11 protein-coding genes and 1 tRNA gene are annotated in these 13,715 nt (G+C 62.2%); 9 read left to right on the forward strand and 3 right to left on the reverse strand.

Going from position 1 to position 13,715, the window contains the following annotated elements; all coding sequences use genetic code 11:
• Positions 1-5: 5 nt before the first annotated feature.
• Positions 6-3,563 carry a chromosome segregation protein SMC gene (gene smc, locus AW06_RS02750; RefSeq protein WP_337958728.1) on the reverse strand — a complete coding sequence of 1,186 codons (3,558 nt, stop codon included), beginning with the start codon at positions 3,561-3,563 and terminating at the stop codon, positions 6-8.
• Between the two features lie 130 nt (positions 3,564-3,693).
• Between smc and queF the strand changes: the two genes are divergently transcribed.
• The 9 genes from queF to AW06_RS02795 all read left to right on the forward strand — a co-directional run bounded on the left by queF (position 3,694) and on the right by AW06_RS02795 (position 13,124).
• Entirely contained in the window at positions 3,694-4,119 is a 426-nt protein-coding gene (gene queF / locus AW06_RS02755; RefSeq protein ID WP_034945211.1) for a preQ(1) synthase, read from the forward strand.
• 87 nt (positions 4,120-4,206) lie between these two features.
• A complete protein-coding gene (dapC, locus tag AW06_RS02760) occupies positions 4,207-5,400 on the forward strand; it encodes a succinyldiaminopimelate transaminase (RefSeq protein ID WP_034945214.1) in 1,194 nt (397 codons plus the stop codon).
• An 11-nt stretch (positions 5,401-5,411) separates the two neighbouring features.
• Positions 5,412-6,233, forward strand: a complete 822-nt coding sequence (dapD, locus tag AW06_RS02765; RefSeq protein WP_034945217.1) for a 2,3,4,5-tetrahydropyridine-2,6-dicarboxylate N-succinyltransferase — start codon at positions 5,412-5,414, stop codon at positions 6,231-6,233.
• Positions 6,234-6,270: 37 nt separating this feature from the next.
• The gene (locus AW06_RS02770; protein ID WP_046535994.1) at positions 6,271-7,482 is read left to right on the forward strand and encodes a PilT/PilU family type 4a pilus ATPase; all 1,212 of its coding nucleotides are present in this window, start codon (positions 6,271-6,273) and stop codon (positions 7,480-7,482) included.
• Positions 7,469-8,638, forward strand: coding sequence for a succinyl-diaminopimelate desuccinylase (dapE, locus tag AW06_RS02775; RefSeq protein ID WP_046535995.1), 1,170 nt, complete (start codon positions 7,469-7,471; stop codon positions 8,636-8,638). Before AW06_RS02770 ends, dapE begins: the two co-directional genes overlap by 14 nt.
• Complete coding sequence (gene prmB / locus AW06_RS02780) at positions 8,631-9,524, forward strand: 50S ribosomal protein L3 N(5)-glutamine methyltransferase (protein ID WP_034945220.1); 894 nt, start codon at positions 8,631-8,633, stop codon at positions 9,522-9,524. Before dapE ends, prmB begins: the two co-directional genes overlap by 8 nt.
• Positions 9,525-9,558: 34 nt before the next feature.
• On the forward strand, positions 9,559-10,188 hold the full coding sequence (locus AW06_RS02785; RefSeq protein WP_034945223.1) for a GDSL-type esterase/lipase family protein: 630 nt from the start codon (positions 9,559-9,561) through the stop codon (positions 10,186-10,188).
• Positions 10,189-10,264: 76 nt separating this feature from the next.
• The gene (gene pepN, locus AW06_RS02790) at positions 10,265-12,901 is read left to right on the forward strand and encodes an aminopeptidase N (RefSeq protein WP_034945226.1); all 2,637 of its coding nucleotides are present in this window, start codon (positions 10,265-10,267) and stop codon (positions 12,899-12,901) included.
• A 146-nt stretch (positions 12,902-13,047) separates the two neighbouring features.
• A tRNA-Arg gene (locus AW06_RS02795) sits at positions 13,048-13,124 on the forward strand.
• A gap of 6 nt (positions 13,125-13,130) precedes the next feature.
• On the opposite strand, the gene AW06_RS02800 is transcribed toward AW06_RS02795, so the two are convergent.
• Both AW06_RS02800 and AW06_RS19770 read right to left on the reverse strand, forming a co-directional pair.
• Entirely contained in the window at positions 13,131-13,574 is a 444-nt protein-coding gene (locus AW06_RS02800) for a hypothetical protein (protein WP_034945229.1), read from the reverse strand.
• Positions 13,517-13,715: hypothetical protein (locus tag AW06_RS19770; RefSeq protein ID WP_273704325.1), on the reverse strand; the 199-nt coding region annotated here is incomplete at its 5' end. The genes AW06_RS02800 and AW06_RS19770, both read right to left, overlap by 58 nt.

The raw sequence follows: 13,715 nt of genomic DNA on the forward strand, positions 1-13,715 counted from the left end.
CATTCCTAAACGAGTTGCTCGCGCATGCGCAGTGCTTCTTCCATATCGACTTCGACGATGCGCGAGACGCCGGATTCCTGCATGGTCACCCCGACGAGCTGTTGCGCCATCTCCATCGTGATCTTGTTATGGCTGATGAACAGAAACTGCGTATGGGTGGACATGCGTCGTACCATCGAGCAGAAACGTTCGGTGTTGGTATCGTCAAGCGGCGCATCGACCTCGTCAAGCAGGCAGAAAGGCGCTGGATTAAGCTGAAACATCGAGAATACCAGTGCAATCGCCGTTAACGCTTTTTCACCGCCCGAAAGGAGATGAATCGTGCTGTTCTTCTTGCCGGGTGGCTGCGCCATGACCTGCAGGCCGGCGTCGAGAATCTCCTCGCCGGTCATCATCAGACGCGCCTCTCCCCCCCCAAAGAGTATCGGAAACAACTCACCGAAGCTGCGGTTGACCGAGTCGTAGGTGCTCTGCAGCAATTCCCGTGTTTCCCGGTCGATGCGGCGAATCGCGTTTTCCAGTGTCACCATCGCCTGTGTCAGATCGTCTGACTGGGCATCGAGATAACTCTTGCGTTCGCGGGCGGCCTCGAGTTCGTCGAGTGCGGCCAGGTTGACCGCGCCGAGCGCATCGATCGAGCGCTGCAGCGCGGTCAGCGCACTCTGCAGGGCCGCCGGGCGCGCCGCCGCGAGTTCTGGCAGCAGCGAGGATTCGTCGGCACCGGCAGCGGCCAGTTGCGCCGCGAACTGCTCGAAACCGAGGCTGGCAGCCTGTTCCTTGAGTTTCAGTTCGCTGATCCGGTGGCGTAGCGGGTCGAGGCTCTGCCCGACCTTCAGACGCTCCTCGTCGAGTGCGCGCAGGCCGCTCGCTGCGGCTTCAAGCGCATCGCGGGCGTTCGCCAGCGCGTGCTCGCGGGCGACGCGATGATCGAGTGCGGCCTGCAGGCAAGGCTTGAGTTCGTCGGCTTGCCGAGCGCTGGCGCTCTCCTGGCAGCGCGCCAGGTCGGCGTCGAGACGTTCGAGCTGCTGGCTCGCCAACTCCCGGTTGGCGGCCAGTTCCTGCAGTTTATTGCTGCACTCGCGCTGCGAGAACTCGGCTTCACGCAGTTCCCGTTCGGCGCGGTTGACCCCTTCACGCTCATCCTGCAACGCCCGTTCGGTCTGTTCGAGCAGCATCCGCGCTGCAGCGGACAGCGTCTGCAGTTCCTGAATCTGTTGATGTTGTCGATCGATGGCTGCGTCGGCGATACCCAGGCGTTCGCTCTCGTTGTCCTCTTCTGCAGCCAGTTCAGCCAGGCTGGCGTCGATCTGCGCCTGCCGCTCACGAAAACGTTCGCCGGCCTGCGCAAGCTGCAGCGTTTCAACCTGCAGCGTGTGTGCCCGGTTTTGCAGAGAAGTCACTTTTTGGCGAGATTCGTTCAGGCCCTGCTGCGCTTCGGCGAGGCGCCCCTCTATTTCGCCGAGGCACCCCTGTGCCTGTAAGACGTTTTCCTCACGCTCGCCAATCACCGCCACCAGCGCGTCGATCTCGCGCTGGCGTTCAAGCAGGCCATGACCATCATTGTCGGGCGCAAATAGCGTCATACTCTGTCGGTTGACAATGTCGCCGCCAGGGGTGACGCAACAGGCGCTCGCCGTCAGGCTGCTGCGACGAGTCAGAGCAGCCGCCAGATCGGGAGCGCTGTATACCTCGCCAAGCCAGTCCGCAAGAATCGCCGACAAGACCGCATCTTTGCAGTGAATTCGTGCCAGCAGCAGCCCGTTGGCAGGGGCTGCCGGCGGCCTCTCGTCAGCCAGCGGCAGAAGCAGGGTCAATTTTCCGCTCGGCCGGTCCTTGCTCCACGCCGCGTTGGCGGCGGCGGCGGGCAAGGCGGCCAAGCGTTCGCGCAGCACGGCTTCGACGGCGTTTTCCCAACCGGCTTCGACCTGTAGCGCCTTCCAGAGTGGTTCGCCGTGCTGCAAGCCATGCCGGCGCAGCCAGTCGTCGAGTTTGCCGTTGGCCTGCAAGCGTTGCTGTAATTGTTGCAGGGCCATCCTGCGGGCTTGCGTCTCGGCACGTTCCCTCTGCGCTTGCTGGAATTCGGCCAGAATCGTGCGCCGCTGCTGCTCAAGAAGGGGCAATTGGTCCTGCTGAGCCTTCTGGCTGGTCAGCGCCACAACAATCAGTTCACGCAATTCGGCAAGCGCCTCCTGCCGGTCGGCAAGTTCGGAAAGATCGGGAGCCACCAGCATCGCACGCTCGGCGGCGAGACGTTCGCTGCGTCCGATGACGCTCTGCAACGAACGCTGCGCGTGCCCACGATTCGCCTGTTCGACGTGCAGGCGCTGTTCGGCCAGGGCCACCTCGGCACGCTGGCGGTTGACCGCCGCCAGCGCAGAAACATGTCTTTCCTCGGCCAGCGGCAAGCGTTCCTGGCATGCTTCGAGGCACAACCGGCCCTGCTCGACACGTTCGTCGGCAAGTGTCAGCAGATCCTGCCAACGTTCAAGGTCATTCGCCAGATTGCCGGCCTGCGCCTGCCAATGCGCTCGTGCTTCGGTCAGTTGCGCCAGCCGCATCTCATACTCGCGCCGCGACTCCTGGCGGTGACGGATCTCGGCTTCCAGGCGTGCGACTTCAGCATTGGCGGCATAAAGGCCGCTCTGTGCCGCATGCACGCCATCGCTGGCGGCAAAATGGGTTTCCCGGGCCTCCTCGATACGCATTTCGAGGTCACGCAAAGCAGCGTTCCTAGCTTCGAGATCGACGCTCGCCAGGTCGACCTCGCGCGCCAGTCGTTCGCGCTCGAGTTGTGCTTCATTGCGCCGCAGAAACCAAAATAATTGCTGCTTTCTTGTCAGTTCTGCATGGTATTCGCGATATTGGCGGGCGACGCTGGCCTGACCTTCGAGCCGTTCCATCTGCAAACCGAGTTCAAGGCGGATATCTTCGACCCTGGCCAGGTTCTCGCGCGTGTCGGCGAGACGGTTCTCTGTTTCCTTGCGCCTTTCCTTGTAGCGGGTCACACCGGCCGCCTCTTCGAGAAATACCCGCAGCTCGTCCGGCTTGGCCTCGATGATTCGCGAGATGGTTCCCTGGCCGATGATCGCGTAGGCGCGCGGACCCAGACCGGTACCGAGAAAGAGGTCGGTGACATCCTTGCGACGGACATGCAGGTTGTTGATGTAGTACTCTGACTGGCCGTTGCGCGTCAGCAGCCGCCTGACTGACAGTTCAGCATACTGTGACCACTGTCCGGAGAGGCGTCCGAGCGAGTTGTCGAAGACCAGTTCGACCGCCGCTCGCGATACCGGTTTGCGGCTTCCCGAACCGTTGAATATCACGTCCTGCATTGATTCGCCTCGCAGTTCCGAGGCTTTTGATTCTCCGAGCACCCAGCGCACCGAATCCATCACGTTGGACTTGCCGCAACCATTCGGGCCGACCACCCCGACGAGTTGTCCAGGCAGCGCAATGGTCGTCGGATCGACGAAGGATTTGAAGCCGGCAAGTTTCAGTTTGGTCAGGCGCATGAACCAGAACGCGACCGCGGCAGCCGCGCCAGAAGTAATCGGAAAAAACATGTTGCCTAGCGAGTGTCACCCCGCACCCTGGGGGTGGACGACCCACGAATATTCCTGCGGAATGCCATTATAAACGCTTATAATAGCACTCCGCCTGCCCGATTCGTTTCCTCACTGGATGCCACTCGGAATGACCACGACCACCATATCGGCCAGCACCCTCGAAACCTTTCCCAATCCGGCACCGCAACGGGATTTCCACATTCACATGGAAATCCCGGAATTCACCTGTCTGTGCCCAAAAACCGGCCAGCCGGATTTCGCGACCCTGCTTCTCGATTACATTCCGGACCAGACCTGTGTCGAACTCAAGAGTCTGAAGCTCTACATCTGGTCCTTCCGCAACACCGGCTGCTTTCACGAGGCGGTCACCAACCGCATCCTGGACGATCTGGCAAGCGCCACACAACCGCGCTACATGCGACTGACGGCGCGCTTCTACGTGCGCGGCGGCATATTTACCACGGTCATTGCCGATCACCGTCAGGCAGGCTGGACGCCAGCGCCGATGGTGCAACTCGCCGACTTCGCCAGCCAATCCAACACCCGTGCTTGAAATCATGACCATCCCGGCTGTACCCGCCGACCAGCAACTGTTCATGCCCCATATAATCCAGCGTCCCGCCATGAGACGTACGAGCCAGTGAATCCCCACCTCAGCAAGCTGCAACCTTATCCCTTCGAGAAGTTGCGACAGCTTTTTACCGGCGTCACACCGAACCCGCAGTACCGCGAGATCAGGCTGTCGATTGGCGAGCCGCAGCACGCAACGCCGGCGTTCATCAAGGACGCGCTGAGCGCCGGGCTCGGCGGACTGGCCAGTTATCCCAGCACGCTCGGTAGCGGCGAATTGCGCGGCAGCATCGCCGCCTGGCTGCAGCGCCGCTACGGCCTGCCGGGTATCGACGCGGAAACCCAGGTGATTCCGGTCAATGGCTCACGCGAGGCCTTATTTGCGTTTACCCAGACGATTGTCGATGCGTCGCGGGGCTACACGCCGCTGGTTGTCAGCCCCAACCCCTTCTACCAAATCTATGAGGGCGCCGCTTACCTCGCCGGTGCCGAACCGCGCTTTCTGAACACCCTGCCGAGCAACGATTATGCATTCGACTTCGCAACACTGAGCGAGACTGAATGGCAGCGTGTGCAGCTTTTCTTCGTCTGCTCGCCGGGCAATCCGACCGGCAAGGTGCTGGGCCTCGATGACTGGAAACAGTTGTTCGCCCTTGCCGACAGGTATGGCTTTGTTATTGCCTCTGACGAATGCTACTCGGAGATTTTCTTCGACGAATCCCGGCCACCGCTCGGCTGCCTGCAGGCCGCCCATCTGCTCGGCCGCGGTTTCGAACGCTTGGTGATGTTCTCCAGCCTGTCCAAGCGATCCAATGTTCCCGGCATGCGTTCGGGCTTCGTTGCCGGCGATGCCGTGACCCTCCGGTCGTTCCTGCTCTACCGAACCTATCATGGCAGTGCGATGAGTCCGGCGGTGCAGGCAGCCAGCGTCGCGGCCTGGAACGACGAAGCGCACGTCGTCGAGAATCGCCGCCAATATACGGAAAAATTGGCGGCGGTCACGCCGCTCCTGAGCGATGTCCTGGCGACCGCCATGCCCGACGCCGGCTTCTACCTTTGGGCCAGAGCACCGTTTGGCGACTGTGATTTCGCCCGTTCGCTGCTCGCCGACTATAATGTCATCCTGCTGCCTGGAAGCTACCTGGCGCGCACCGCCCAGGGAATCAATCCGGGCGCAGGCTACCTGCGAATCGCGCTCGTCGCCCCACTCACCGACTGCGTCGAAGCCGCCAGGCGTATCCGTTCATTCATTGCAAAATTCTAGGAAAGGCAGTCATGCAGGCAATTCAGAAGATCATCGATGAGGCCTGGGAGAACCGCAATTCGCTGCAACCCGGCCAGGCACCGACAGCCATCAGCGATGCCGTGGCAGGTGTCATCAGCCAGCTCGACGAAGGCACCCTGCGCGTTGCCGAAAAGATTGCTGGCGATTGGTTCACCCACCAATGGATCAAGAAGGCCGTGCTGCTTTCTTTCCGGCTGCAGGAAAACGAGCTGCTCGATGGCGGCGCAATGCGCTATTTCGACAAGGTGCCGAACAAGTTCGCCAGTTACGACCGCGAACAGTTTGCGCGTGGCGGTTTCCGCGTCGTTCCACCGGCCACTGCCCGCCGCGGCGCCTTCGTCGGTAAGAACGTGGTGCTGATGCCCTCGTACATCAACATCGGCGCTTATGTCGATCAAGGCACGATGGTCGACACCTGGGCAACGGTCGGTTCCTGTGCTCAGATCGGCAAGAACGTACACCTCTCGGGGGGGGTCGGTATCGGCGGAGTGCTTGAGCCTCTGCAGGCCAACCCGACGATCATCGAGGACAATTGCTTCATTGGCGCCCGTTCGGAAGTTGTCGAGGGCGTCATCATCGGCGAAGGTTCGGTGATCTCGATGGGGGTTTATCTGGGTCAGTCCACCAAGATCTACGACCGCGAGACCGGTACCGTGAGCTACGGCCGCGTGCCGCCGGGATCGGTCGTCGTTGCCGGCAACCTGCCCGCCAGGGACGGCAACTACAGCCTCTACTGCGCGGTCATCGTCAAGAAGGTTGACGCGGGCACACGTGCCAAGACCAGCATCAATGATCTGCTGCGCGGCGACTGATCGCGCGCGCATCGATTCCTGAGTCGGCGGCGAGCGAATGATTCTCGACAAGCTCTTTCATGTGATGGCCGACCGGCGCGCCTCGGACATCTTCATCTGCGCGGGCGCGCCGATCCACATCAAGATCCAGGGCACGACCGTACCGGTCAATCAGCAGATCATGGCGCCGGAGATGATCGAGAAGATCGCCACCGAACTGCTGAGTCCGGAACAGGCCGCCGCCTTCGAAGCGACGAGGGAGATGAACCTCTCGTTCGGCATCCCCAGGCTCGGCAATTTCCGCATCAATCTGTTCCGGCAGCGCGGCTCGATCTCGATCGTCGTGCGTTATGTGCTCGGCAACATCCCGGCGCTCGATACCCTGGGGTTGCCGCCGGTGCTGGCCGACCTGGTGATGGAACGACGCGGCCTGGTTCTGATCGTCGGCTCGACGGGTTCGGGAAAATCGACCACCCTGGCTTCGATGCTCGACTATCGGAACAGCAGTTGTACAGGTCACATTCTCACCATCGAGGATCCGATCGAGTATCTGTTCAGGCACAAGAAATCGCTGGTCAACCAGCGCGAGATCGGCATGGATACCCTCGGCTGGGAGCATGCCTTGAAGAACGCCATGCGGCAAGCTCCCGACTGCATCCTGATCGGCGAAATCCGTGACATGGAAACCATGCAGGCGGCGCTGGCCTACGCGCAGACTGGCCATCTCTGCCTCGGCACGCTGCATGCCAACAACAGCTATCACGCGCTCAACCGGATCATCAACTTTTTTCCGACCGATAGCCGGAATGCCTTGTACATGGACCTCTCGGTCAGCTTGAAGGCCATCGTTTCGCAGCGTCTGGTGAAGAAGAAGGATGGTCAGCAGACGCCGGCGGTCGAGGTCTTGCTCAACAGTTATCACGTTCAGGAACTGATCGAGCAGGGCGACATCCCGGCTCTCAAGGAAGCGATGGAACAGAGTCTCGCACCGGGGTCGCAGACCTTCGAACAGGATCTCGTCCGACTTTACCGCAGCGAATTGATCACGCTGCAGGAAGCGCTGCTCAATGCCGATTCACCCACCAATCTGTCCTGGCTGATCAACAATTTCGAAGTGACCGGCGCCTCGGGAAATGAAGCGGGGCAGCGGAATGAAACAGTGTTCGATCTCTCCGGTACCAACCCCGGCAGCCCGTCATACAAGGAATTTACGCTTAGCCTTGACGAAGCCGAGAGCGCGACCCAGGAGGCCCGAGATGGCAAGAGGTGACGGTAGCGAGGCCGCGACTCGTGATGCAACGCTGCTGCTGGCCGAGCAACTGATCGCTTGTCGCTCGATTACTCCCGAAGATGCCGGTTGCCTGCAGATCGTCGCCAACCGCCTTGAAGCCGTCGGTTTCCAGTGCGAATTCATGAACCGCGGCTGCGTCAGCAACCTCTGGGCACGCCGCGGCGACAGCCGACCGCTGCTCTGTCTGGCCGGCCACACCGACGTCGTCCCGAGCGGACCTCTGGAACAATGGCACAGCGATCCATTTCAGCCCGTGCAAAGAGACGGTCTGCTGTATGGGCGTGGCGCTGCCGACATGAAGGCTTCGCTGGCTGCTTTCGTGACCGCCGTCGAGGCTTTCGTCGCCGCTCGTCCAACCCATTGCGGCTCGCTCGCCCTGTTGCTCACTTCCGATGAGGAAGGCGACGCCATCGACGGCACTGCCGCCGTCACCGATGCGCTGCAGCGGCGTGGCGAGCTGATCGACTACTGTATCATCGGCGAACCGACAGCGCTCCACAGCCTCGGCGACATGGTCAAGAATGGCCGACGTGGCTCGCTCTCGGGAAAACTGACCATCAAGGGTGTGCAGGGCCACATCGCCTACCCCCATCTGGCAAAAAACCCGATTCATCTGGCCGCGCCGGCGATTGCCGAACTGGCGAACATCACCTGGGATGACGGCAACGAGTTTTTCCCACCGACCACCTGGCAGGTCTCGAACATCCACGCCGGCACTGGCGTCAACAATGTCATTCCCGGCCGTGTCGAGATCGACTTCAACTTCCGCTTCGGGACCGCCAGCACTCCGCAACAACTGCAGACCCGCCTGTGTGCGCTGCTCGAACGGCATGGGCTGGAGCACGACATCGTCTGGACGCTGGGGGCCAGGCCTTTCCTCACTGGCCGTGGCGCCTTGATCGACGCCGCACTGCTGGCGATTCGTGCGGAAACCGGCCATGCCGCCGAGCTGTCGACCAGCGGCGGCACCTCGGACGGCCGCTTCATTGCCGAGATCTGTCCGCAGGTGCTTGAGATTGGCCCGGTCAATGCCACCATCCACCAGGTCAACGAATGCGTCGAGGTCGCCGCCCTGCCGCAACTCGCCGCGATCTATCGGCGGATGATCGAAGCGTTGTTACCCACCGATGTTTGAGCAGGCCCAGACCGAACTGTCGACGCTGCGCGATCTGCTGCGCTTCGCGGTCAGCCGCTTCAACGAGGCGAAACTGTTTTTCGGACACGGTGCCGACAACGCCTGGGACGAAGCCGCCTATCTGCTGCTGCACAGCCTGCACCTGCCCCTGGAGCGACTCGAACCCTTTCTCGACGCAACCCTGACCCGCGACGAACGGGCCGCCGTGCTGCAGGTCATCGACCGCCGTATCCGGGAGAGGCTGCCGGTCGCCTACCTGACCAACGAGGCCTGGCTGGGCGAATATCGTTTCTACGTGGACCAGCGGGTGATCGTTCCGCGTTCGTTCATCGCCGAGCTGCTGCGCGAGCAACTGACGCCCTGGATCGACGATGCCCACGCGGTGACTGCCGTTCTCGACCTCTGTACCGGATCGGCCTGTCTAGCGATCCTCGCGGCACACGCTTTCCCGGCCGCCCGCATCGACGCCGTCGACATCTCGCCGGAGGCACTTGCGGTGGCGCGGCGCAACGTCGACGACTACGATCTCGCAGCGCAGATTCGGCTCGTCCAAGGGGATCTCTTCGTTGCCCTCAAGGGCAAGCGCTACGACCTGATCATCGCCAATCCGCCCTACGTCAATGCCGCGTCGATGGCCACCCTTCCCGAGGAATATAGACGCGAGCCCGAACTGGCGCTGGCCAGCGGTCTGGATGGACTCGATCTGACGCGCGCAATCCTTGCCGGCGCGCGCCAGCATCTGCGGCCAAACGCTCTGCTGGTCGTCGAGATCGGCCACAATCGCGATGCCCTGGAAGCCGCTTTTCCGGCGACGCCCTTCACCTGGCTCGACACCAGCGCTGGCGATCAGTATGTCTTCCTGCTGCATCGCGACGAGCTGCCGTGATCCGAAGGTCGTGTATCTGCCCGATTGACAGGCCATGAGTCGCCTCCGCCTGCTGCTGTTCGCGATTCTCCTCCTCGTCGGCTGCCACGACTCGGCACGGCTGGCGTTGCTGCCGCCAGGCAGCCAGGTCCTCGCCTTCGGCGACAGCATTACCTTCGGTAGTGGCGCCGCTCCGGGGGAGGACTATCCGGTTCGACTCGCGGCGATCAGCGGCTGGCAGGTCCATAACGCCGGTATCCCGGGCGACACGGCAGACGCTGCCCAGGCGAGAATTCACGCAGCGCTTGCCCAGACCCGGCCGGCGCTGGTGATCGTCGAAATCGGTGGCAACGACTTCCTCCGAAGGCGCCCGGAAGCGGCCGTCAAGGATGATCTGCGCGCCATCGTCAGGGCCATCCGGCAGTCCGGCAGCCAGGTCGTTCTGGTCGCCGTGCCCAGGCTCTCGCTGCTCGGCGCGGCAAGCGGCAGGCTACCCGATTCGGCGATCTACGCCGAGCTGGCTAAAGAAGAAAGACTGCCGCTGGTCGAAGGCGTTCTCGCCGCCATTCTCTCTGACCCGACGCTGAAGGCCGACCCCATTCACCCCAACGCCGGTGGCTACCACAAACTCGCGGATGGCATCGCCGAGCAACTGCGCCGCTCCGGCCTGCTGAACAAGCCCTGACCCGGTGCACCCGCCGGCACCTTGACCGATCGTCATCGCCAGACAGGCACGACCGGCAGAAAGACATGGACACTTGATGAAAACCGAAACCCCGCAGATCATCCATCGCCAGGATTACACGCCACCCCCCTTCCTGGTCGATCATGTGGACCTCGACGTGCAGTTTCACTCCGACGCAGTCCTGGTCACTAGCCACCTGCAATTGCGGCGCAATCCGGCGGTGGCGCCCGGGCAGCCGCTGCAACTCGACGGCCATGGGCTGGCAACACTCTCGGTCGCCATCGATGGACAGCCGCTTGGTGCAAACGACTACACTTGCACCGACTCGGCGCTGATCATCGACAACCCGCCGGATGCGCTGCTGTTGAGCACGCTGACACGGATCGATCCCGACCACAACACCAGCCTCTCCGGACTCTTTCGCTCGAAGGATGGCTACTTCACACAGTGCGAGGCACAGGGTTTCCGCAGAATCACCTGGTTCCCGGATCGTCCGGACATCATGTCGCGCTACACCGTCACCCTGCACGCCGACAAGGCGAGCCTGCCAGTGCTGCTGGCGAACGGCAACCCGGTCGGCTGGGGTGACGAAGGACTCGATCGCCACTGGGTAAAGTGGGAAGACCCTTTTGCCAAACCCTGCTATCTGTTCGCACTGGTCGCCGCTCGCCTCGACGTGCTGCGCGACCGTTTCACCACCGCCAGCGGGCGCAGCGTACAACTGGCGGTGTATGTCGAGCCCGGCAAGCTAGACCAGTGCGCGCACGCGATGGATGCCCTGCAGCGCGCGATGCGCTGGGACGAGGAAACCTTTGGACTCGAATGCGACCTTGATCACTACATGATCGTCGCCGTTGGCGACTTCAACATGGGCGCTATGGAAAACAAGGGCCTGAACATCTTCAACACCAAGTACGTTCTGGCCCGTAGCGACACCGCCACCGATGGCGATTACCAGAACATCGACCGTGTCGTCGCGCACGAGTACTTCCACAACTGGACCGGCAATCGCGTGACTTGTCGCGACTGGTTTCAGCTCTCGCTCAAGGAAGGACTGACCGTCTTCCGCGACCAGGAATTCGGCGCCGACATGCACAGCCGCGCGGTCACCCGCATCCGCGAGGTCCGCGCCCTGCGCGCCACGCAGTTTCCCGAAGACGCCGGCCCCATGGCGCATCCGGTACGCCCCGACTCCTACATCGAGATCAACAATTTCTACACCAGCACCGTCTATGAAAAAGGCGCCGAAGTGGTGCGCATGATCCAGACGCTGATCGGCAGGCCAGCCTTCCGGCGTGGCATGGACCTCTACTTCGAGCGCCATGACGGCCAGGCCGTGACCTGTGACGATTTCGTCGCCGCCATGGCCGATGCCTCGGCCCTTGACCTCACGCAATTCAAGCGCTGGTACGACCACGCCGGTACGCCGCGGCTGCGCGCCAGCGGCAGTTATGACCCAAGCTTGCAGCGCTACCGGTTGACGCTGTCGCAGTCACGTCCGACGGCACCTGGCGAGCCTTTCCACATCCCGGTGGCGATCGGCCTCAACGGTCCGGACGGCGCCGACCTGCCGCTGCGGCTGCTGGGAGAAAGCCATTGCGCCGAGCGCGGCCGGACAACGCGCGTTCTCTCACTGACGGCCGGCGAACAGCAGTTCGTCTTCGAAGATTTGCCGGTCGCCCCGATCCCTTCGCTGTTACGGGACTTTTCAGCGCCGGTGATTCTCGATTACGACTGGCGCAATGAAGACCTGAGCCATCTCCTCACCCACGACAGCGACCCCTTCAACCGCTGGGAAGCCGGACAGCGGCTGGCCAGCCGACTGATCCTGGCCGCCGCCGAGGATCTGACCGCCGGTCAGCCGGTGCGCTGGCCGCAGAGCTTCGCTGCCGCCGCCGCGCAGGTTCTTGGACAGGCCTCGGCAGACCCGGCTTTCGCTGCCGAAGTCCTGACGCTGCCCGGCGAAGCGACGCTCGCCGAGGAAGTCGCGGCCGTCGACCCGGACGCCCTGCACGCGGCCCGCAACGGTCTGCGCCGCTTCCTTGCCGAACAACTTCACGACGAGTTGCGCCAGTGCTACGAGTCGCTGCGGCCAAATGGCCCCTATCAGCCGACCCCCGCCGCCGCTGGCAGGCGCGCACTGCGCAACCTCTGCCTGGGCTATCTCAACGAACTCGATGACTTCGAAATGCGGACCCTGGCGCTGCGTCAGTTTGCGTCAGCCGACAACATGAGCGATCAGTTCGCTGCCCTCGGCACGCTTGCCCAATACGACTGCCACGAATCCACGGAAGCCCTGGCTGCCTTCTACGAGCGCTGGCATGACGAAGCGCTGGTGGTGGACAAGTGGCTGTCGGTACAGGCGTCAAGCCGCCTACCCGAGACGTTGGCAACGGTACGGCGCCTGCTGAGCCACCCCGCTTTCGACCTGCACAATCCGAACAAGGTATACGCGTTGATCAATACCTTCGGCAGCAACCACGTACGTTTTCATGCCGCCGACGGCAGCGGATACCATTTCCTCGCTACGCAGATCGGCCAGATTGACGCCCTCAACCCGCAGGTGGCCGCGCGTCTGACCCGGCGCTTCGATCGCTGGCGCAAGTTTGACGCAACTCGGCAGGGGCACGCGCGCTCGGCGCTCGAAAGCCTGCGGGCAATCGACGGACTGTCATCAGATGTCCACGAGATTGTCGGTCGGGCCCTGGGCTAAACCCGGATCCAGTCTCGCAGGGCCCGGCGACCGATTCCATCCGGCATGCCTGAGCAGAACATCAGCCCAGGCCACGACAGGCAGTGCAAATAGTGCTTGAGTGGGGCGAACCGGCTAGGTATAATATAGCGCTCAAACATGGCAAGGCGCCCGTAGCTCAGTTGGATAGAGTACTTGGCTACGAACCAAGGGGTCGGGCGTTCGAATCGCTCCGGGCGCGCCAATAAAATCAAGCGATTAGGCCAATCTTCGGATTGGCCTTTTTGCGTTTCTGTTCTCTCGGGTACAAGTCCGGGTACAAGTTGGAGAAAATGACCGGCATCTTGTACCCTGCCGACGATTTCACCAGGCGAGCGCTTCGCTCCCGGCTAGGCTGAAACTGCTCGGCCAGTGGTCTGCACCACCACTTTGTTGCTTCGTGAGCGTCACGATATGGCGCCAAGATACCCGGCAACGCCGTGTTGCGTTTCTGCAAGATGTCTGATTTCTGCCGTACTCGCTCCAGATTGCCCCATGCGATCAGCAACGGTTGATAAGGGTGCAACATAGCCCCCTTTTTCTGGCCGGCTGTGCCTTCGCCCAGTCCTGCGCGCTGGCCAAAATCGCCGCCGGCCATCATGCGCCGGTGACTGAAACCTTGCCTGAAACCATCGCTGCTGAAACCTTGAACCATCGCCGGCTCCGGCGGGCAAGGTTTCCGTTCCAGAAACGGACACTTTCCCGGACACCATCGCTGCGGACACCGTCGCCGCACCCAAGAAAAACCCGGCGCTTGGCCGGGCCTGGTTCGACATCAATCAAGCTGCCTTCGATC

It is taken from the genome of Candidatus Accumulibacter cognatus, assembly GCF_000584975.1.
Lineage (GTDB): Bacteria > Pseudomonadota > Gammaproteobacteria > Burkholderiales > Rhodocyclaceae > Accumulibacter > Accumulibacter cognatus.

Bases quoted from the DNA above. Each gene is read 5' to 3' on its own strand.
- smc (WP_337958728.1), bottom strand. From the start codon at position 3,563: ATGTTTTTTCCGATTACTTCTGGCGCGGCTGCCGCGGTCGCGTTCTGG.
- queF (WP_034945211.1), top strand. From the start codon at position 3,694: ATGACCACGACCACCATATCGGCCAGCACCCTCGAAACCTTTCCCAAT.
- dapD (WP_034945217.1), top strand. From the start codon at position 5,412: ATGCAGGCAATTCAGAAGATCATCGATGAGGCCTGGGAGAACCGCAAT.
- AW06_RS02770 (WP_046535994.1), top strand. From the start codon at position 6,271: ATGATTCTCGACAAGCTCTTTCATGTGATGGCCGACCGGCGCGCCTCG.
- dapE (WP_046535995.1), top strand. From the start codon at position 7,469: ATGGCAAGAGGTGACGGTAGCGAGGCCGCGACTCGTGATGCAACGCTG.
- prmB (WP_034945220.1), top strand. From the start codon at position 8,631: ATGTTTGAGCAGGCCCAGACCGAACTGTCGACGCTGCGCGATCTGCTG.
- AW06_RS02785 (WP_034945223.1), top strand. From the start codon at position 9,559: ATGAGTCGCCTCCGCCTGCTGCTGTTCGCGATTCTCCTCCTCGTCGGC.
- pepN (WP_034945226.1), top strand. From the start codon at position 10,265: ATGAAAACCGAAACCCCGCAGATCATCCATCGCCAGGATTACACGCCA.
- AW06_RS02800 (WP_034945229.1), bottom strand. From the start codon at position 13,574: ATGGTTCAAGGTTTCAGCAGCGATGGTTTCAGGCAAGGTTTCAGTCAC.